Annotated in this window: 19 protein-coding genes and 1 riboswitch; of the genes, 6 read left to right on the forward strand and 13 right to left on the reverse strand. The window is 75.6% G+C overall.

Translation table 11 applies throughout. From position 1 onward, the window contains the following. The first annotated feature begins 81 nt into the window (after positions 1–81). The 3 genes from C7Y72_RS20840 to C7Y72_RS20850 are packed head-to-tail and all read left to right on the forward strand — an operon-like array spanning position 82 to position 2,038. A complete protein-coding gene (locus C7Y72_RS20840) occupies positions 82–1,281 on the forward strand; it encodes an alkane 1-monooxygenase (protein WP_107571120.1) in 1,200 nt (399 codons plus the stop codon). Further along, positions 1,278–1,442, forward strand: coding sequence for a rubredoxin (locus C7Y72_RS20845; protein ID WP_107571121.1), 165 nt, complete (start codon positions 1,278–1,280; stop codon positions 1,440–1,442). The genes C7Y72_RS20840 and C7Y72_RS20845 overlap by 4 nt, the downstream gene beginning before the upstream one ends. Then, positions 1,439–2,038 (forward strand): TetR/AcrR family transcriptional regulator, encoded by a 600-nt coding sequence (locus C7Y72_RS20850; protein WP_158276975.1) that lies wholly within the window; start codon positions 1,439–1,441, stop codon positions 2,036–2,038. The genes C7Y72_RS20845 and C7Y72_RS20850 overlap by 4 nt, the downstream gene beginning before the upstream one ends. A gap of 25 nt (positions 2,039–2,063) precedes the next feature. Here the strand turns inward: C7Y72_RS20850 and C7Y72_RS20855 are convergent, their stop codons facing one another. The 3 genes from C7Y72_RS20855 to C7Y72_RS20865 all read right to left on the reverse strand — a co-directional run bounded on the left by C7Y72_RS20855 (position 2,064) and on the right by C7Y72_RS20865 (position 5,202). Then, a complete protein-coding gene (locus C7Y72_RS20855; RefSeq protein WP_107571123.1) occupies positions 2,064–3,080 on the reverse strand; it encodes a hypothetical protein in 1,017 nt (338 codons plus the stop codon). Positions 3,081–3,345: 265 nt separating this feature from the next. Continuing rightward, the gene (locus tag C7Y72_RS20860) at positions 3,346–3,912 is read right to left on the reverse strand and encodes a TetR/AcrR family transcriptional regulator (RefSeq protein WP_158276976.1); all 567 of its coding nucleotides are present in this window, start codon (positions 3,910–3,912) and stop codon (positions 3,346–3,348) included. A 138-nt stretch (positions 3,913–4,050) separates the two neighbouring features. Next, positions 4,051–5,202 carry a pyridoxal phosphate-dependent aminotransferase gene (locus tag C7Y72_RS20865; protein WP_107571125.1) on the reverse strand — a complete coding sequence of 384 codons (1,152 nt, stop codon included), beginning with the start codon at positions 5,200–5,202 and terminating at the stop codon, positions 4,051–4,053. Between the two features lie 54 nt (positions 5,203–5,256). Between C7Y72_RS20865 and C7Y72_RS20870 the strand changes: the two genes are divergently transcribed. Continuing rightward, positions 5,257–5,988: a DedA family protein gene (locus tag C7Y72_RS20870; RefSeq protein ID WP_107571126.1), complete on the forward strand. Its 732-nt coding sequence runs from the start codon at positions 5,257–5,259 to the stop codon at positions 5,986–5,988. Here C7Y72_RS20870 and C7Y72_RS20875 read toward each other — a convergent pair. After that, positions 5,936–7,522, reverse strand: a complete 1,587-nt coding sequence (locus tag C7Y72_RS20875; protein WP_107571127.1) for an alpha/beta-hydrolase family protein — start codon at positions 7,520–7,522, stop codon at positions 5,936–5,938. The genes C7Y72_RS20870 and C7Y72_RS20875 overlap by 53 nt on opposite strands. A 111-nt stretch (positions 7,523–7,633) precedes the next feature. Between C7Y72_RS20875 and C7Y72_RS20880 the strand changes: the two genes are divergently transcribed. Beyond that, a complete protein-coding gene (locus tag C7Y72_RS20880) occupies positions 7,634–9,217 on the forward strand; it encodes an alkaline phosphatase D family protein (RefSeq protein ID WP_107571128.1) in 1,584 nt (527 codons plus the stop codon). A 15-nt stretch (positions 9,218–9,232) separates the two neighbouring features. On the opposite strand, the gene C7Y72_RS20885 is transcribed toward C7Y72_RS20880, so the two are convergent. Genes C7Y72_RS20885 through C7Y72_RS20905 form a run of 5 tightly spaced genes read right to left on the reverse strand, consistent with a single transcriptional unit; the run spans position 9,233 to position 13,311 of the window. Further along, on the reverse strand, positions 9,233–10,474 hold the full coding sequence (locus C7Y72_RS20885) for an SMP-30/gluconolactonase/LRE family protein (protein WP_107571129.1): 1,242 nt from the start codon (positions 10,472–10,474) through the stop codon (positions 9,233–9,235). Then, positions 10,471–11,289, reverse strand: coding sequence for a thioesterase family protein (locus C7Y72_RS20890; protein ID WP_107571130.1), 819 nt, complete (start codon positions 11,287–11,289; stop codon positions 10,471–10,473). The genes C7Y72_RS20885 and C7Y72_RS20890 overlap by 4 nt, the downstream gene beginning before the upstream one ends. Then, complete coding sequence (locus tag C7Y72_RS20895; protein ID WP_107571131.1) at positions 11,286–12,047, reverse strand: enoyl-CoA hydratase/isomerase family protein; 762 nt, start codon at positions 12,045–12,047, stop codon at positions 11,286–11,288. Before C7Y72_RS20895 ends, C7Y72_RS20890 begins: the two co-directional genes overlap by 4 nt. An 11-nt stretch (positions 12,048–12,058) precedes the next feature. After that, positions 12,059–12,508 carry a Rossmann-fold NAD(P)-binding domain-containing protein gene (locus C7Y72_RS20900; protein ID WP_107571132.1) on the reverse strand — a complete coding sequence of 150 codons (450 nt, stop codon included), beginning with the start codon at positions 12,506–12,508 and terminating at the stop codon, positions 12,059–12,061. Continuing rightward, positions 12,505–13,311: an alpha/beta fold hydrolase gene (locus tag C7Y72_RS20905; protein WP_107571133.1), complete on the reverse strand. Its 807-nt coding sequence runs from the start codon at positions 13,309–13,311 to the stop codon at positions 12,505–12,507. Before C7Y72_RS20905 ends, C7Y72_RS20900 begins: the two co-directional genes overlap by 4 nt. A 22-nt stretch (positions 13,312–13,333) precedes the next feature. Here C7Y72_RS20905 and C7Y72_RS20910 point away from each other — a divergent pair, with 22 nt between their 5' ends. Beyond that, positions 13,334–14,080, forward strand: a complete 747-nt coding sequence (locus C7Y72_RS20910) for a tetratricopeptide repeat protein (protein ID WP_107571134.1) — start codon at positions 13,334–13,336, stop codon at positions 14,078–14,080. A gap of 18 nt (positions 14,081–14,098) precedes the next feature. Here the strand turns inward: C7Y72_RS20910 and C7Y72_RS20915 are convergent, their stop codons facing one another. The 4 genes from C7Y72_RS20915 to C7Y72_RS20930 all read right to left on the reverse strand — a co-directional run bounded on the left by C7Y72_RS20915 (position 14,099) and on the right by C7Y72_RS20930 (position 17,952). Then, positions 14,099–14,914 (reverse strand): alpha/beta fold hydrolase, encoded by an 816-nt coding sequence (locus C7Y72_RS20915; protein ID WP_107571135.1) that lies wholly within the window; start codon positions 14,912–14,914, stop codon positions 14,099–14,101. A 10-nt stretch (positions 14,915–14,924) separates the two neighbouring features. Next, positions 14,925–15,989 (reverse strand): DNA polymerase IV, encoded by a 1,065-nt coding sequence (dinB, locus tag C7Y72_RS20920; protein WP_158276977.1) that lies wholly within the window; start codon positions 15,987–15,989, stop codon positions 14,925–14,927. 97 nt (positions 15,990–16,086) lie between these two features. Next, entirely contained in the window at positions 16,087–17,067 is a 981-nt protein-coding gene (locus C7Y72_RS20925) for a septal ring lytic transglycosylase RlpA family protein (protein ID WP_107571137.1), read from the reverse strand. 16 nt (positions 17,068–17,083) lie between these two features. Then, positions 17,084–17,279, reverse strand: a riboswitch (cyclic di-AMP (ydaO/yuaA leader). Positions 17,280–17,406: 127 nt separating this feature from the next. Continuing rightward, positions 17,407–17,952 (reverse strand): RNA polymerase sigma factor, encoded by a 546-nt coding sequence (locus C7Y72_RS20930; protein WP_107571138.1) that lies wholly within the window; start codon positions 17,950–17,952, stop codon positions 17,407–17,409. Positions 17,953–17,959: the final 7 nt, after the last annotated feature.

Below are 17,959 nucleotides of genomic sequence, written 5' to 3' on the forward strand. Positions count from 1 at the left end.
CCGATTTACACGAGTGGGGTACTGTGTCAAGCGAGCCGACGGAGAGCGGCTCATCTGTCCACACGAGGGAGCAGCCGTCCGATGGCCACCGCCACCCACGACCACCACCATCACCACCACCACGACGACGACGCCGAGGCAGTGCCCACCCCGGCCTGGACCGACGGCAAGCGCTACGCGTGGCTGCTCGGGCTGATCGTCCCGCTGTCCCCGTTCATCGCCTGGGGCGTCGACGCCGCCTGGTCGGTCCCGGCGATCTGGTTCATCGGCCCGGTGCTCGTGTTCGTCCTGATGCCGATCCTCGACACGGCGATCGGCACCGACGAGGAGAACCCGCCCGACAGCGTCATCAAGTGGCTCGAGAACGACCGCTACTACCGCTGGTGCACCTACGCGTTCCTGCCGCTGCAGTACGGCGCGCTGATCCTGGCCGGCGCCCTGTGGTCCTCCGGCGACCTCGGTCCCGCCGCGCTCGTCGGCCTCACCTGGACCGTCGGCCTCGTCAACGGCATCGGCATCAACACCGCCCACGAGCTCGGCCACAAGCGCGCGAGCCTCGAGCGCTGGCTCAGCAAGGTCGCGCTCGCCCCGACGTTCTACGGGCACTTCTTCATCGAGCACAACCGCGGCCACCACGTCCGCGTCGCCACCCCCGAGGACCCGGCGTCCTCGCGCCTGGGCGAGAGCTTCTGGGCGTTCCTGCCGCGCACCGTCGCCGGCTCGTTCAGCTCGTCCTGGGAGCTCGAGAAGGAGCGCCTGGCCCGCACCGGCCGCGGTCCGTGGACGATCCACAACGACATCCTCAACGCGTGGCTGATGACCGTCGTGCTGTTCGGCGGCCTCGCCGTCGCCTTCGGCCCCGTCGTCCTCCCCTACCTGCTGGTCCAGGCGGTGCTCGGCTTCTCGCTGCTGGAGGTCGTCAACTACCTCGAGCACTACGGCCTGCTGCGCGAGAAGCGCGAGGACGGCCGCTACGTGCGGACCGCCCCGGAGCACAGCTGGAACGCCAACAACGTCGCCTCCAACGTGTTCCTCTACCACCTGCAGCGCCACAGCGACCACCACGCCAACCCGGTCCGCCGCTACCAGGCCCTGCGCCACTTCGAGGAGGCCCCGCAGCTGCCCACCGGGTACGCGGGCATGATCGTCCTGGCCGCGATCCCGCCGCTGTGGCGCCGCGTCATGGACCCGCGCGTGCTCGCCCACTACGACGGCGACGTGACGCGCGCGAACATCCATCCGCGCAGGCGGGCGAAGGTCCTGGCACGGTACGGGGCATGAGCCGCCACGTCTGCCCCGGCTGCGGGTACGTCTACGACGAGACCGCCGGCCACCCACGCGAGGGGTTCCCGCCCGGCACGCCGTGGTCGGCGATCCCCGACGACTGGGCCTGCCCGGACTGCGCGGTACGCGACAAGGCCGACTTCGAGCCCGCGGCGTGAGGCGCCGCGCCCCGTACGCGCAGGCCGCCAAGGAGCTGCTGCGCGAGTCGCTGCTCGACGGTGCGCGCGAGCTGCTCGCCGAGCGCGACTGGGCCGACGTCACGATGGCGCAGATCGCGGCGGCGGCCGGGGTCAGCCGCCAGACGGTCTACAACGAGTTCGGCTCGCGCGAGGAGTTCGCGCAGGCGCTGGTCGTGCGCGAGGCCGAGCGGTTCGTCGCCGCCGTCCACGAGGCGGTGCGCGCCAACGCCGCGGACCCGGTGAAGGCGCTCGCCGCAGCGTTCGAGGTGTTCCTGCTGGCCGCCGAGGAGGACCCGCTCGTGCGCGCGGTGCTCACCGGCCAGGGGAGCGAGGAGCTGCTCGCGCTCGTCACCACGCAGGGCGAGCCGGTGCTCCAGCGCGCCACCGAGCAGCTGCAGGCGGTCGTCCTCGAGCACTGGGACGGCCTGCGCCCGGCGCAGGCGCGGCTGCTGTCCGAGGCCGTCGTGCGCCTCGCGATCAGCTACGCGACGCTGCCGAGCGGTCCGTCGGCGATGACCGCCGCGCAGGTCAGCGCGCTCCTCGGCCCGTTCGTGCGCGACGCCCTCGGCACCTGACCGCCCGCCCCGGGGCCGGGCCCGGTCAGAGTGCCGCGCGGATGGCGGTCTCGAAGCTGCGGAAGCCGAACGAGCCCTCCAGGCGTGCCGCCACCGTGCCGTCGCGGCGGATCGTGAACAGCCACGGCTCGGTCGGCAGGCCGAACGCCTCCAGCGGCGGGCGCAGCCCCTTGGAGAGGTCGTTGTCGACGTAGACCTCCTGGTGGATGAAGGCCATCCGGTCCCCGTACTTGGCCTTGAGCTGCAGCTCGATGTCGACGACCGGGCCGCAGACGCGCGACTGGCACAGCTGCGGCGTGGCGAACAGGAGCGCGACGGGCCTCTTGCCCAGGACGTCCTTCAGGGACTCGTCGTGCAGGTCCGACGGCGGGATGCGCGTGTCGATCGACGCGACGTCCCCGCCCGCGGAGGCGACGGTGTCGGTCTCGACGGCGGGCGCCTTCTCGCCCGGGGCGACGACCGGGTCCTTCGCCGGGTCGATGACCTCGATCTGCGAGGGCGCCCCGACGAGGTCGCCGTTCACCTCGCTGACGACGAGCACCCGGTAGGCCCCGGGCTGCGCGGCCTGCACCTGCGCGGTGTACACGGCCGCGAACGGGTCCTTCTCGCTGGCGGCCTGCCGGCTGCGGAACGGCGGGTCGGTGACGAGCAGGTCGGCGGGCGCCGGGAACGGCCCGATCGCCTTCGCGTTCTCCGACCGGGCGAGGTACACGACCGTGGGCGCGTAGACGAACGCGTTCTCGCCGTCGATGACCCCGAACGCCAGCCGCGGCTTCGGCGTCGGGAAGATCGTCGTCGCCAGCCCGACCGTCGTGCCGGTCCCGTCGAGGCCGTCGGCGAGCTCGCGCAGCGTGCGGCCGTCGGCCTGCGGGAAGCGGGACACGTCGACGTTCGTCGCCTTCGCGAGCTCGGCCCGCAGCGTCGCCGATGCGGGTCCGCGCGGGGCGCGGTCGCCGCCCCCGTCGTCGTCGGAGCCGCAGGCCGCCACCGCGGTCCCACTGAGCGCGGCGAGCAGGACGGCGAGGACGCGGCGTGCGGGCATGGACACATGATCCCTGACGGCCCGGCGTGACGGGCCTGTACCCTTGAGGAACGACGGGCCGCCTACTCGACCTGGACCTTCGAGGTCCGACCGCGCCACGCACCCGGCCTCGTGCCGGGTGGCCAGTCCGGTGGTCGGGAGTGTCACGCCGCCCAGGCAGACACGATCATCAGTCCTGGGACGTTTGTAGTTCGAGGTGGCCATCGTCGGGCGCCGGGCGGGTCCTCCGGGACCCGCCCACAGCCCGCCCGGCCTGCGTCGGCCGTCAGGGCGCGAGCAGCCGCATCGCCGCGTCGACCGCGTCCGGGGCGAGGTCCAGGAGCTGCTCGGGATGGCCGGCGAGCACGCGGTCGTACGCGAGCGCCTCGACGGCGCCGAGGAGCGCGAGGAGCCGCGCCCGCGGCGGTGGCAGGTCCGGGCGGCCGACCCGCTCGAGCGCGGCGGCGAACACGACGAGGAACTGGTCGAGCGCCTCGGCGCGCCGCTGCAGGGCGACGTTCCCGGCGCCGCGGATCTCGATCAGGAAGGTCCGCGCCGCGGTCGGGCGCTCGGCGAACCACGCGAAGTACGCGACCGCGGCCTGCTCGATCCCGTCCTCGAGCGTGGTGACCTGGGCCAGCGACCGCCCGAGGTCGGTCATCAGGGCCTGCACCACCGACTCGTAGGCCTCCAGGAAGCACTCCTCCTTGCCGGGGAAGTGCGCGTAGAAGGTCGACAGCGAGACCCCGGCCGTCCGGGCGATCTCCCCGACCTTCACGCCCGCGTAGCCGTGCTCGGCCACGAGCTCCACGAGGGCGTCGAGCAGGCGCGTGCGCTGCGAGCTCGCGACCACCTGCCCGCCAGGAGAGTGCCGGCCGCGGGGCAGCGGCCGCGGCGGTGGCTCGTCCGGATTGACCGCGCGCATCGTGCGACATTTGACCAGACCCGGAGGTCGGGACGGCCAGGACCTCCGGATTGGCGCGGACGACCTCTACCCGAGCGCGTGCCCGAGCCGCTGCAGCGCCTCGTCCAGCTCGGCGTCCGGGAGGGCCAGCGACAGGCGCGCCCAGCCCGCCCCGCGCGCCCCGAACCCCTCCCCCGGTGCGACCGCGACCCGCGTGCGATCGAGCAGCCGCCGGGCGCTCCAGCCCTCCGGCAGCCGCCACCACGCGTAGAACGTGCCCTGCGGCGGCTCGATCCCGGGAAGCCCGGCCGCGACGAGCCGGTCGCGACGCGCCGCGTAGACGGCCGCGCGGTCGGCCACCGTCGCCTGGTCGCCGTCGAGGGCCGCCGCGAGCCCGTGCTGCAGGGCGGTGAAGACGCCGGCGTGCATGTGGTCCAGGAGCAGCTGCACGCGCGCCACGACCTCGGCGTTCCCGACGACGAAGCCGATCCGCCAGCCCGCCATGCCGTGGACCTTGGAGGCGGACCACAGCTCGACCGCCACGTCCGCCGCCCCGTCGAGCTCGAGCACGCTCCGCGCCCGGCGCCCGTCGAAGGCGAGGAACCCGTAGGCGAGGTCGTGCACGAGCGTCAGGCCGTGCGCGTGCGCGCGCTCGACCGCGGTGCGCAGCGTGGCGTCCGTCGCCAGCACGGCGCAGGGGTTGGACGGGTAGTTCAGCACCGCGACGGTCGCCGCGGCGAGGTCCGCGGCGGCGACCGCGTCCCAGTCGGGCTGCCAGCCCGCGCGCTGCTCCAGCGGCAGCGCGACCGTGCGGGCACCGGCGAGCGCGACGCCGCTGGGGTAGTCCGGGTAGCCGGGGTCGGGCAGCAGGACGGCGTCGCCGCGCTGGGCGAGCGCGAGCGCGAGCAGCGTGATCGCGGTCTTGGTGCCGGGCACGACCGCGACCTGGCGGTCGGGGTCCAGCGTCACGCCGTGGTCGGCCGCGTAGCGCCGGGCGATCGCCTCGCGCAGGGCGCGCTGACCGTCGAAGGGCGGGTAGCCGTGGACCGCCGGGGTGGCGGTCTGCCCGAGCGCCTCGGCGACCGCGGCGAGCGCGTGGGCGGGCGGCGGCAGGTCGGGGTTGCCGCGACCGAGGTCGATCACCGGCGGGCCGGGCGTGGCGCGCGCGGCGGCCACCGCGGCGAGGATCCCGGTGAAGAACTGCGGGGGCAGGCGCTCCAGCCGGTCGGGTCGGGGCACCCCGGCAACCTAGCGTTCACGAGATCCGGTCGTGCGCCTGCCAGCCTGCCGGGGATGCGGTCCCTCGGACACCTCCCGGTGCTCGCGCTCGCGCTCGCCGGGGCCGCCGGGGTCGTCGTCCTCGCCGGGGTGCTGCCGCTGCCCGACCCGTACCCGGCGGCGCGCGACGCGGTCGACGAGCTGGGCGCCTGGACCTACCTGCTCGTCGGGGCGGTCGTGCTGCTGGAGACGAGCGTCGGGCTGGGGATGCTCTCGCCCGGCGAGGCGGTGATCGCGGTCGCGGGTGCGGCGGCGGCCGCGGGCGTCCTGGACCCGGTGGTGCTCGTGGCGGTCGCCTGGTGCTGCGGCGTCGCGGGCGACACGCTCAGCTGGGCGCTCGGCCGCCGCTACGGGCAGGCCGCGCTGCCGCGCATCGGCCGGCGGGTCGGGCTGACGCCCGCGCGGGTGGACCGCGTCGCCGCGCGCGTGGCGCGGGGCGGCGGCTGGGTGCTGATCGCCGGGCGCTTCGTCGGCCCGGTGCGCGTGCTCGCCCCGTTCCTGTGCGGCGCCAGCGGCATGCGCTACCGGAAGTTCCTCCCGTTCGACGTGGTCGGGATCGCGCTGTGGGCGGGCACGTACCTGGCGATCGGCTGGGCGTTCTCCGACGCGCTGGAGTCCGCGACCGGGCGCGCGGGGCAGATCGGCATCGCCGTGCTGCTCGCGGGCGGGATCGTGGTGCTGGCGCTGCGGCGCGTCAGCCCGGCGCCGGGACCGTCGCCGACGCCGGATCCGGCTCGCCCCGCCTGAGCGCCCGCAGCCGCGCGCCGCGCGCGACCTCGCGCTCGATCAGCCGGTCGGCGAGCTGCTGCGCGGCGTCCGGGGGCAGGTGGTGGCCGAGCGCGAGGTTGACCGCCAGCGGCAGCTCGACGCGGTAGTCGTGCGCGGCGGCCTGCGGCAGGTCGGACGTCCAGCGGGTGGCGCGCAGGAGGTCGAAGACGAGCTGCAGGAACGTGATGCCCGGCACCCAGCGCAGCCCGTCCGGGCCGCCGTCCTCGTGCAGGCGCTCGTCGAGCCACTCCGGTCGCCGCCACAGGACGTCGAAGCCGCTGAACAGCACGACCGGGTCGACCCGCCGGTCCAGGAACGCGAAGCGCAGCGCGCGGGCGGCGGCCGGGTCGGCGTCGAGCAGCTCCCGTGTGGAGACGAGCGCGACCCGCTCGTCGCGGGGCACCCGGTCCTTCTGGAACGCGCGGCGCAGCCCGGAGAAGAACGGCGTGCCCGCCCACAGGGCGCGGTCGACCCCGGCGGCGTCGAGCGCGGCGACCCCACCGTCCTTGAAGACCTCCTGGCTGGCCCACGCGCCGAGGCTCTCGCCGTAGACGACGACCTCCGGGCGGTGCGGCCGGTCCGCCAGCCGGGCGGCGAGCTCGGCCAGCACGGCGCGGTGCGTGTCGCGCGCGACCGGCACCTTGAACGGCATCGCGAGCGTCGGGCGGTCCCAGTACTGGACGCAGACGCTCGCCACGTCGCCGCGGCAGAGCACCTCCTCGGCGTCCAGCGGCACGGGGTTGACGAACCCGCGCAGGGTCGCCGACCAGACGACGACCCGCCCGCGGTCCAGGCCGCCGAGCCGCTCGAGCTCGTCGATCGCGAGCCGCGCGCGCTCCTGCACGGTCGGGGCGCTGCCGACGCCGACGAACACCCGGACGGGATCGACCGCCGGGCCCCCGTCGGGCCGAAGCGCGCGGATGTCCGCGGCGGGGACCGCGCAGGCGAGGAACCGCGTGCCCTCGAAGTCCAGGCCCTCGCGCGGGACGGCGCTCCCGGCGCCGCCGGAGACGGTGGGCAGGAACGTGCCGCCCACGGGCGGGTAGGCGGTCATCCGCGGTCGCTGGCGGCGCGGGTCGGTGCGCTTCCACGCCCACCAGCCGCTCGCGCCGAGCGCGACCGCGCCCGCGAGCGCCACCCGGTCGACCGGCTCGCGTCGCTCGCGGACGGGGGCGAGCGCTCCGAGCAGCGCGCCGATCCCGGCGACGCGGGCGCCCGTGCCGACCGCGGCGACGAGGTCCGACGGGCTGGACGGCAGCTCCGCGAGGGTCGCGGCGGCCCCGATCCCGGCGACCGCCAGCCGGGCCTCGGACTCGCTGCCCAGCCGCTCGGCCAGGCGCAGCACCGCGACCTCCGTCACCGCGCCCGCCCCGGCGCCGAGGACCACCGCGCCGGCCGTCACGGCCGCCTGGTCGCGGCGGCGACGGCGCAGCAGCGACGGCGTGAAGGAGGCGGCGAGCGCGACCGCGGCCATGATCCGCGCGGTGTCGCGGCGCTCGAAGGTGGTGCTCACGGCCGCGATGCTGCCACAGGACGCGGCGCCGGCGGTTAGCCTCCGCCGAACGCCGGCGTTCACCCGGTGTTCACCCCGGTCCCCCGCCTTCTCTGACAGGTTCCCGCGCCCGTGAGCGATCTCTCCTCCCCCGTCACCCGCCGCACCGTGGTCGGCGGCGCCCTCGCCACCGGCGGCGCCGTGCTGCTCGGCGGCCCTGCCGCGCTCGCCGCGAAGCCGCCGCGCCGCCGCATCCGCGAGCCGCTGCTCACCGACGGCGACTTCCACCTCGGGGTCGGCTCGGGCTTCCCGGGCACCGACGAGATCACCCTGTGGACGCGCGTCGAGGGCGTCGAGCGCAACAGCCGCGTCCGCCTGGAGGTCGCCCGCGATCCCGACTTCCGCCGCACGGTGCTGCGCCGCGACGTGCGCGTGCCCGTCGTGCGCGACGCGACCGTCCACGCGCGGCTGAAGGGCGGGCCGCTGCGGCCCGGCGAGGAGTACTACTACCGCTTCACCACGCGGCGGACCGCGTCGGACGTCGGCCGCTTCCGCACCGCGCGCCCGGCCGACTCACGCGAGCCGGTGCGGATCGGGTTCTTCTCCTGCCAGGACTACCAGGCGGGCTACTACCCGGCGCACGCGGCGCTCGCCGCGCAGGACGACCTCGACCTCGTCGTCTGCCTGGGCGACTACGTCTACGAGCAGACCTTCTACGACGGCCCCGCCGACCGCAAGGACACGCTCGGCGCGGCGAAGGACGGCTTCGTCCTGACGCTCCCCGAGTGGCGGGAGAAGTACCGCCTCTACAAGGCCGACCCGAACCTCCGCAAGCTCCACGCGGCGCACCCGTTCATCGCGATCTGGGACGACCACGAGGTCGAGGACAACTACGCCGGGGAGCGGCGCGACACCGCCAAGGGCCAGGACGCCCCGTACGACATCCGCGAGCGGCGCCGCAACGGCTACCTCGCGTTCTTCGAGTACATGCCGCGGCTGCGCGCCAAGCCGGTCGACTTCCGCATCTACGGCAGCGTGCCGCTCGGCGCCACCGCCGAGCTGTTCCTGCTCGACCAGCGTCAGTACCGCGACCCGCAGGCGTGCACGGGCCAGATCGTCGTGCCGTGCCCGGACGCCGAGACGGGACGGCGCACGTTCCTCGGGGCCGAGCAGAAGGCGTGGTTCAAGCGCGCGGTCACCGACTCGCGGGCGCAGTGGAAGGTCGTCGCCAACCAGCTGATGATCATGGCCGTCGACTCGGTCCCCGGCACGACCATCAACGTCGACGCGTGGGACGGCTACGGCGCGGAGCGGCGCGAGATCCTCGAGCACTTCCGGGCCCGCGGCGTGCGGGACCTGACGTTCATCACCGGGGACATCCACACGTTCTTCGCGGGGACGGTCCACACCAACGGCCGCGCGAACACGCCGGCGGTCGGGACGGAGTTCGTCGGCGGCTCGATCACCTCGCTCGGGTTCGAGGACATCATCCCCGAGGCCACCGCGCGCGAGACGATCAAGGCGGCGCTGCGCACCACCAACCCGCACATCTCCTACGCGGACTTCCAGCACCGCGGCTTCGGTCGGCTGGAGGCCCGCACCGACGGGCTGCGCGTGGAGTACCACTCCGTCGACGCGCAGGACCCGGCCGCCCGGCCGGTGCGGCAGGCCGCGTTCTCGGTCGCGCCGGGCGACACGACCGTGCGCCCGGCCTGACCTCCGCGGCGCGGCTCAGGGGCGGCGCAGCGCGATCGTGCGCGTGCGCCGGACGCCGCGCAGCACGAACCGCACGGTCAGGGTGCGCGCCCCGGGCGCGACCCGCACGGTGACCGCCCGGCCGCTGCGGACCGTCCGCCCGCCCGGGAGGACGAGGCGCCGCGTCACGCTGCGGCGGGTCCCGTCGGCGGCGAGCAGCACCAGCCGCGGCGTGAACCGCACGAAGCCGCCGCGGACGGTCACGCGCGACGGCGTGAGCAGCACGCGCGGCGCGGTCGGGCCGTCGGCGGGCGTCGCCGCCGCGCCGGCGGCGGGGACGGGCGCGAGCGCGGCGCCGGTGACGCGCGCGGACGGCAGCTCGGCGATCACCCCGTCGAAGCCGACGCTGAAGAGGCGCCCGGCGGAGAAGCCGCTGCGCCCGTGCCCGAACGCGACGGCGCTCGGGGTGCGCAGCCCGGTGGCGATCGTGCAGAACCGCGGCGCGGCCGTGTCGACCCGCCAGACCTCCCCCGGGACCTGGGCGGCGACGTAGAGCCGGTCGGCGCCGTCGATCGTCATGCCGTCGAGGCCGGCGGCGATCCCGTCCGGCGGCGGGGTGGCGAAGGTCCGCACCTGCGAGGAGTCGCGCAGGTCGATCCGCGTGATCGCCGCGGGCTGGAAGGTCTGGGCGGCGTAGAGGTGGCGCTGCGCACGGTCGATCGCCAGGCCGTTGGCGCTGAACACGGACGCCCAGCGCAGCTGGACGGTGCCGTCGGGGCCGACGCGGTCGATGCCGAACCCGACGTCGCTGGAGGCGTACACGGCGCCGTCGTCCGCGCGCACGATCCCGTTGACCATCTGCAGGCCGGAGGCGACGGTCTCGACCACGCGCGTGGTCGGGTCGACGCGCAGCAGCCGGGCGACCGGTCGCAGGTTGCCCTGGAGGCCGGGCACGAGCCCGTCGCCCTGGCCGACGAGGATCCGGCCGCGCTCGTCGATCGCGAGCCCGCCGGGCGCGTCGATGCCGCTGGCGATCGTCTCGGGTGCCGCTCCGGGCGCGTCGAGGCGGCGCAGCTCGCGGGCGGTCGTGTCCGTGTAGTAGAGGCGCCCGTCGGCGTCGACGATCGCCGACTCGAGCACCCCCTGCCCGGTGAGGACCGGGGTCGCGGGCGCGGCGCCCTCGGGGCAGCGGTCGATCGCCTGCGCGGCCGGGGTGGCGAGCGCCAGCAGGCCGGCGGTGGCGAGGAGCGACCGGCGGACGGTGCGGATCGGGGTCATCGGGCCTCCACGTAGAGGGACTGGGCGCTCGTGCCGAGCGCGCCGTGGAGGTCGGAGAGCCGCGAGGCGGCCAGCCCGATCCCGGCGCCGTCGATCACCGTGCGGGCGTCGAGCTGCACCCACTCCCCCACGGGCTCGCGCTGGAGCTGCACGGTCAGGTCGGTGTTGACGAACAGGTGGGTGCGGAAGTCCAGGGCGCTCGAGACGCCGTTGCCGAAGTCCGCGGCCATCGCGACGAGCGCCAGCGGCGAGGCCGCCTCGTCGTCGACGAGCGGCCGGGCGGCACGGAACCAGGTGACCGCGGGACCGGGCTCCAGGAAGTCCCCGTGCACGAACCGCAGCTCCATGCCCGTGACGCCGAAGCCGGTGTCCGCCTCCCCCATCGGGACCATCGGCGCGAGCGGGTGCGCGAGCGGGTCGGGGCCGCCGGGGACCTCGGCGGGGCCGGTCGCGCGCGCCGCGTCGGGGACCGGGACGGGCGGGTCGGCGACGCGGTGGCGCACCGCTCGCGCCCGCAGCACGACGGGGCCGCCCGCGACCGCGAGCTGCGCCTCGACGAGCTGGAAGCGACGGCCCGGCTTGACCAGCGCGGCGGAGACGGTCAGCGGGGCGAGCGGGACGGGACCGAGGAACTCGTAGGCGAGCCGCAGGACCGCCATGCGCGTCCCGTCGGTGCCGGAGGGCACCGCGGCGATCTCCCGGGCGAGCAGGCCGGCGGGCGCGCCGCCGTGGAGCTGCGCGTCGTCCCACGGGCCGCGGGCGTGCCCGGACGGCACGTAGGTGCCGCCCTCACGCGTGAAGATCGGCTCGGTCACGCGTCCTGCGCGCCGAGGGCCTTGCGGCGCATCGACCACATCTGGGCCGAGCGCTCCATCTCCAGCGCCGCGCCCCAGGGCAGCGCGGGCGGCCCGAGCTCGGTGCGCAGGGACAGCGTGGTGCGGCGCGCGAGCTCCGGGTCGCGGGCGGGGACGGCGGCGAGCTCGAGTGCCCGCGCGTCGACCGCGTCGGCGTCGAGCGCCTCGTAGGCGAGCCCGGCGGCGACGGCCTGCTCGCCGGTGATGCGCTCGCCGAACAGCGCCAGTGCCGCGGTCGTCTCCCTCGCTCCGGTGCGGCCGAGCAGCACGCCGTGCCCACCGCCGGGGTGCAGCCCGATCGGGATGAAGCCGGAGGCGAGCTTCGCGTCGCGGGCGACGATCCGCAGGTCGGTCGCGAACGCGAGGTTCATGCCCGCGCCGACGGCGCCGCCGTGGATCGCGGCGATCGTCGGGACCTGCAGCTCCCCGACGCGGTGGAACGCCCGGTAGATCGTGCCCATGCCGGTGAACGCGTCGGGCGCCGCCGGGTCCTCCCCGGCGCGGGCGAGCGTCGCGCGCTCGCCGCCGGCGCAGAAGTAGCCGCCCGCGCCACGGACGACGACCGCGCCGACGGTCGGGTCCGCGTCGAGCTCCTCGCAGGTGTCGATCATGGCCCGGGCCATGGCGATGGTGAGGGCGTTGCGGCGGTCGGGGGCGTCGAGCGTGAGGACGGCGACGCCACCGTGGCGCTCGAGGGTCAGGTCGGTGAGCGGGCTCATCGCCCGGGACGCTATCCGCTGAGCAGGTCTTCCACGGTGCCGCCGCGTCGCTCGCGTCGGACGACGAGCCGCAGGCCCGACCAGGTCGCGTCGACGGCGCAGACCTTCGTGTCCACGAGGCCGTGCGGCAGTGCGATCTCGCGGACGACGTCCTCGGTGACGTCGGTGGGGACCTTCGAGGCCCGCTTGGGCCAGCAGACCCACCAGGCGCCCGCGGGGAAGATCGTCCGGGTGACCGGCTCGCGGTCGGCCTCGAGCCGGGCGCGCTCGGTGCGGAAGGTCAGCACGACGTCCGCTGCGGGCACGAGCGTCGCGTGCAGGCGGACGTCGGCGGGGAGCGGCCCGAGCCCGTGCTCGACGAACCCGGCGGGCGCGTCGAGCACGCAGACGACGTGCCCGGCCTTGATGGCGAGCTTCTGGGCGAGTGGGCGACCGGAGTACCCGGCCGGGGTGGTGCTCATCGCACCGTGCGCGCGAGGTCGGCGATGACCTTCGAGAGCCGCCCGCCGGACCAGGCGATCGGGCTCTCCCCCTCCTCCTCGACGACGAGCTCGGCGCCGGGGATCGTGTCCGCGTAGGCGATCGCCACCGCCAGCGGGTGGCCGGGATCGGCGCTGTCCTGGTCGCCGACGACGACGGTCGGCGCCCCGATCCAGCCGAGGTCGGCGAGCGTGTCGAACGGTGCCGAGCGCGGGACGGCGCGCAGCGCGTCGGCGAGCGCGTCGGGGTGCTCGTGGCGGGACAGCCGCTGCTCCAGCACCTTCAGGACGGTCTCGCGCCACTCGGGCTTCACGCCGGGGTCGCCGTAGGCGGCGACGAACCCCTCCACCCCGCCGCTGCGCAGGCCCTCGGAGAGGCGGTCCCAGCGCGCGAGGTCCTTCGTGCGCGACGCCTCGGGGGCGGCGCCGTCGTGTGCCGGGGTGATCAGCACGAGCCCGGCGACGCGGTCGGGGTGGTCCAGCGCGAACCGCAGCGCGGTGTGCGCGCCCATCGACGCCCCGGCGAGGACGGCGCGGTCGAGGCCGGCCTCGTCCATCACGCGGCCGAGGTCCTCGGCGAGCAGCGGGTACGTGTAGGCGTCCGGGGACGGTGCGGGATCCGACGCCCCGTGGCCGCGCGCGTCGTAGGCGACGACCCGGAAGCCGCCGCGCTCGAGCGCCCGCGAGCCGTGCACGACGTAGCGGTGCGTGGCGGTGAGGCCGTGCAGCAGGACGACGGCGGGGCCGTCGCCCGCCGAGACGACGTGGAGGTCCGGACCGGGCATCACCGCAGCGTAGTCTGCAGGCATGACCGTGATCGACGTGACGGAGGCGACCTTCCAGGCGGAGGTCCTCGAGCGCTCCGCGACGACCCCGGTGGTCGTCGACTTCTGGGCCGAGTGGTGCGGGCCGTGCCGGCAGCTCGGGCCGATCCTCGAGCGCGAGACCGCCAAGCACGACGGGCAGGTCGTGCTCGCGAAGATCGACACCGACGCCAACCCGGGGATCTCGCAGAGCTTCCAGATCCAGGGCATCCCGGCGGTCAAGGCGTTCCGCGACGGGCAGGTCGTCGACGAGTTCGTCGGCGCGCAGAGCCCGGCGATCGTCGAGCGGTTCTTCCGCAAGCTCGTGCCGTCGGAGGCGGACGCGCTGGCGCGCAGCGGCGACGAGGCGGACCTGCGCCGGGCCCTCGAGCTCGAGCCGGGTCGCGCCGACGCGGCGCTCGCGCTCGGCGGGCTGCTGCACCGTCGCGGCGATGCGCAGGAGGCGCTCGGGATCCTCGAGCAGGTCCGCGGCAACTTCGCGGCCGAGGGGCTGGCCGCGCGGATCCGGCTCGAGCAGGACCCGGGCCCGCTGGAGCTCGACGCCGCGTGGGCGGCGCTGGACGGCGGCGACCCCGAGACGGCGCTCACCGCGCTGCTGGAGGGCATGGCGGTCGCGCCCGACCGCAAGGACGACCTGCGGCAGGCCGTCATCGGGATCCTCGACCCGCTCGGGGTCGACCACCCGCTGGCGCGCGACGGCCGCCGCCGGCTCGCCGCCGCGCTGTACTAGCGCGCCGGGGCCGCCCGCTCAGGCCGGGTTGGTGGCGCCCGCGCAGTGCGCGGTGACGAGCGCGGCGGTCTGCTCGGGCCGCTCCCACCAGAACAGGTGCCCGACGTCCGCGAACCGCTCGAGGTGCGCCCCGGGGATCGCGTCGGCGATGAGGACGCCGTTGGCGACCGGGAGCATCAGGTCGGCGTCGCCGTGGACGACGAGCGTCGGGGCGGTGATGGCGCCGAGCCGGGCGAGCGTGTCGTGCGCCCCGATTGCCTGCATCTGCAGCATGATCGTCGCGATCGGGGCGGGCGTGGCCGTCGCCATCGCCAGGAACGCGGGCCAGTGCGCCTCGTCGGCCGCGAACGCCGGGGAGACGTTGATCTCGTAGCCGGTGCGGATCGCGCGCTCGCGGTCCCCGGACATCATGCCCTCGGACAGCCGCTGGATCGTCTCGGGCGCGGCGAGCGACGCGCCCTCCCCGCCGCTGTAGGTGCAGCCGAGGGTCAGCGAGCGCACGCGCTCGGGGGCCTTCAGTGCGAGCTCCTGCGCGACCATGCCGCCCATCGAGATGCCCATGACGTGCGCGGAGGCGTGGCCGAGCGCGTCGAGCAGCGCGAGCGCGTCGTCGGCGAGGTCGACGATCGAGAACGGCTCGGCCGCCGGGTCGGAGCGGCCGATCCCACGGTGGTCGTAGGAGATCGTGGCGAGCGCGGGATCGAGGGCGGACAGGAACGGCTCGCCCCAGGAGGCGTGCGTGCCGCTCATGCCCTGGATCAGCAGCAGCGGGTCGCCGCTGCCGCGCTGCACGACGTGGAGGGTCCGGTCGCCGATCGGGATGCGCTCGCTCATGCGGCAGACCCTAGACCTCGAGCGCGAGCTGGTCGCCGCGGCCCGCGTTGGCGGCGGCCTCGTGCGCGAACGACGCCATGCGCACGCCGAGCAGGCGGACCGGCCGGGCGGGCGCGTAGGCGCGCAGGAGCTCGACGGCGACGCCCGCGACGCGGTCGGGCTCGGCGGTGTACTCGGGGATCGTGCGCGCCCGCGTGACGGTCGTCCAGTCGTCGAGCCGGACCTTGATGGCGATCGTGCGGGCGCGGCGGTCCTGGCGGGTCAGGCCGTCGCAGAGCTCGGCGGCCATGCGGCGCAGGTGCTCCTCCATCTCGTGGGGCTCTCGCACGTCGACGTCGAAGGTCCGCTCGCGGGACTCGCTGACGGCGATGCGCTCCTCGCTGACCGGCGCGTCGTCGAGGAACGCGCCGCGCCGTCGCAGCCAGGGGCCCTGGTTGGTGCCGAAGCGGTCGGCGAGGATCTCGTCGGGCGTCGCGGCGAGCTGCGCGAGCGTCTCGATGCCCAGCGCGGCGAGCCGCTCCACGGTCTTCGGCCCGATGCCGGGCACGAGGCCGGGCGAGGCGTCCGCGAACCGCCGGACGGCCTCCTCGCGCTCGAGCACGAGGAAGCCGCGCGGCTTCTCGGCGTCCGAGGCGACCTTCGCGACGAGCTTGCTCGGCCCGATGCCCACGGACGCGCTGAGCCCGGTGGTCTCGCGGATGCGCTGGACGAGGCGGCGCATCTCGGCCTTCGGCGAGAACAGGCCCGTGAGGTCGAGGTACGCCTCGTCGAGCCCGACGACCTCGACGGTGTCGACGGTCGCCCGGACGAGGGCCATCACCGTCCGGGAGGCGGCCCGGTAGGCCTCGAAGTCCGGTGGCACGAGCACCGCGTCGGGGCACAGGCGCCGGGCCTGCGCGGTCGGCATCGCCGAGCCGACGCCGAAGCGGCGCGCCTCGTAGCTGGCGGTGGTGACGACCGCGCGCGGACCGTCACCGCTGACGATGACCGGCAGGCCGCGCAGCTCGGGGCGGCGCTGCAGCTCGACCGACGCGTAGAACGCGTCGATGTCCAGGTGGGCGATCCGGCGGCTCACGTCGCCGCCGATGGTACGCCGCGGACCCGACGGGATGCGAACACACGTACGTGTCCCCGTTCCCGTCGGGTCCGGCCGGGTCGCCCCGGCCCGGCGGTCAGACGGTCGAGAGGACCGTGCCGGTGGAGCCGAAGCCCAGCGCGCGCTTGGTCGCGCCGGTGAGGTCGTACTCGCGCCCGCCGACGTAGGGGCCGCGGTCGATGACGGGCACGGTGACGCTGCGCCCGCGCAGGCGGAAGGTGACCTTCGTGCCGCACGGCAGCGACTTGTGCGCGACGCCGAGGGTGCCGTAGCCGAGCGTCTGGCCGCAAGCCGTGCGCCCGCCGTAGAACCCCGGGCCGTACCAGGACACGAAGACGCGCCGGTAGACGTTGAGCCGTCCGAGCGTGCGACGCGTGGCGGTGGTGGCGCGGTCGGCGCCGACGCGCACGCGCATCGACATGCGCCCGATCCGCGCGGTCCGCCAGGACAGCGCGTAGCGGCCACCACGCGAGGTGGCGTCGCGGTCGACCGTGCGCCACGTGCCGCCGCGGCGCACCTGCAGGCGCACGACGCGGCCGGCGGCGGCCGGTAGGACGGTGCCGGAGACGGTCGCGGCGCGGCCCGCGACGACGTCGCGGCGGACCTTGGTGGTCCGCAGCGCGGCGGCGACGCGGACGGCGAGCTCGCGGCTCGTCGTGGGCGCGGCGGCCGTGGGGCCGGCGGCGACGGCGGTGGCGGGCCGGCCGGCGAGCACGACGCGCAGCGCGCCGTTGCGGCGCACCGTGGCGCGCAGGCGGTAGCGCCCGGCCTTGTCGGTCTCGTCCTGGGCGACGGCGCTCCACTGGCCGCCGCGCGGGCGGTACTCGAGCACGACGGGCTGGACGGTGCCGCTCTGGGCGATCCGCCCGCTGACGGTCACGCGGGAGCCGTAGCGGACGTGGGAGTCGTGGAGCGAGGCGGAGACGGGCGCGGCGCTGGCGGTTGCCTGCGGCGCGGTCGTCTGAGGGGACTGCGCGGACGCCGTGGCGGGCACCACGGCGAGGGACAGCGCGCCCGCGGCCGTGACGGCGCGGGAACGCGAGACGGACGGCTTCATCGCCGTTGACCTCCTGCGAAACGCTTCTGCCGCCTACGGGGTTAGCTGTCGGGCTCGCAGCCCGCCGGGAGCGCTTCTGACGCTCCTCGACAGGACGCTACGGCTGCATCAGCGGCCGATTCGCCCCAGCCTCCACCGGGATTCCCGGCGGTGGCGAGTGGGTCCCCCGCTCGTCCCCGCAGTGGGCGGAGACGACTCGGCGATCGAACAATCGTTCGCAAGAGTACAGCAGAAACGCCCCGTCGCTGTGACGGGGCGCACACAGTCCACGAGCCTGCACATCACCAGGAGCAGGGGTTTTCCGCCCGGGAGCGCCGCCCGGGGCGCCGGCGCCGGCGCTCAGGCGGCGGCGTACGACGGCTCGAGCTGGCGCCCGATCTCGTCGCGGAGCTTGGCGAGCCCGAGCCGGATGCGGCTCTTGGCCGTGCCGAGCGGCACGCCGGCGCGGCGGGCGATCTGGTCGGCGGTCAGCCCGCCCCAGTAGGCGAGGACGACGGCCTCGCGCTGCGCGTCGGGCAGGACCCGCAGGGCGTCGCGGACGATCCGGCGGTCCCCCTCGCGCTCGGCGACCTGGTCGGGGCGCTGGTCGAAGCGCGGGGCGTCCATCGAGACGACGACCTTGAGGCGGTCCGTCGCGCGGCCGGCGGCCTGCGACTCGCGCCAGAGGTCCAGCGCGCGGCTGCGGGCCATCAGGCGCAGGTAGCTGCCGAGCTCGCCGCGGCGGGCGTCGTACTTGCCCGGGTTGCGCCAAACGCGGAGGAAGACGTCCTGGGCCACGTCCTGGGCCTGGGCGTCGTTGCCGAGGATGCGGTACGCGGCACCGTAGACACCACGGTGGTGCTCTTCGTAGATGCGGGAGAACGTGGTCTGATCGGCGAGGTTCATGGCGGGC

The sequence above is a fragment of the Paraconexibacter algicola genome, assembly GCF_003044185.1.
GTDB lineage: Bacteria > Actinomycetota > Thermoleophilia > Solirubrobacterales > Solirubrobacteraceae > Paraconexibacter > Paraconexibacter algicola.

Excerpts from the sequence above, each read along its gene's own strand:
- C7Y72_RS20840 (WP_107571120.1), top strand. The coding sequence starts at position 82 with ATGGCCACCGCCACCCACGACCACCACCATCACCACCACCACGACGAC.
- C7Y72_RS20845 (WP_107571121.1), top strand. The coding sequence starts at position 1,278 with ATGAGCCGCCACGTCTGCCCCGGCTGCGGGTACGTCTACGACGAGACC.
- C7Y72_RS20855 (WP_107571123.1), bottom strand. The coding sequence starts at position 3,080 with ATGCCCGCACGCCGCGTCCTCGCCGTCCTGCTCGCCGCGCTCAGTGGG.
- C7Y72_RS20870 (WP_107571126.1), top strand. The coding sequence starts at position 5,257 with ATGCGGTCCCTCGGACACCTCCCGGTGCTCGCGCTCGCGCTCGCCGGG.
- C7Y72_RS20885 (WP_107571129.1), bottom strand. The coding sequence starts at position 10,474 with ATGACCCCGATCCGCACCGTCCGCCGGTCGCTCCTCGCCACCGCCGGC.
- C7Y72_RS20895 (WP_107571131.1), bottom strand. The coding sequence starts at position 12,047 with ATGAGCCCGCTCACCGACCTGACCCTCGAGCGCCACGGTGGCGTCGCC.
- C7Y72_RS20900 (WP_107571132.1), bottom strand. The coding sequence starts at position 12,508 with ATGAGCACCACCCCGGCCGGGTACTCCGGTCGCCCACTCGCCCAGAAG.
- C7Y72_RS20905 (WP_107571133.1), bottom strand. The coding sequence starts at position 13,311 with ATGCCCGGTCCGGACCTCCACGTCGTCTCGGCGGGCGACGGCCCCGCC.
- C7Y72_RS20910 (WP_107571134.1), top strand. The coding sequence starts at position 13,334 with ATGACCGTGATCGACGTGACGGAGGCGACCTTCCAGGCGGAGGTCCTC.
- C7Y72_RS20915 (WP_107571135.1), bottom strand. The coding sequence starts at position 14,914 with ATGAGCGAGCGCATCCCGATCGGCGACCGGACCCTCCACGTCGTGCAG.
- C7Y72_RS20925 (WP_107571137.1), bottom strand. The coding sequence starts at position 17,067 with ATGAAGCCGTCCGTCTCGCGTTCCCGCGCCGTCACGGCCGCGGGCGCG.
- C7Y72_RS20930 (WP_107571138.1), bottom strand. The coding sequence starts at position 17,952 with ATGAACCTCGCCGATCAGACCACGTTCTCCCGCATCTACGAAGAGCAC.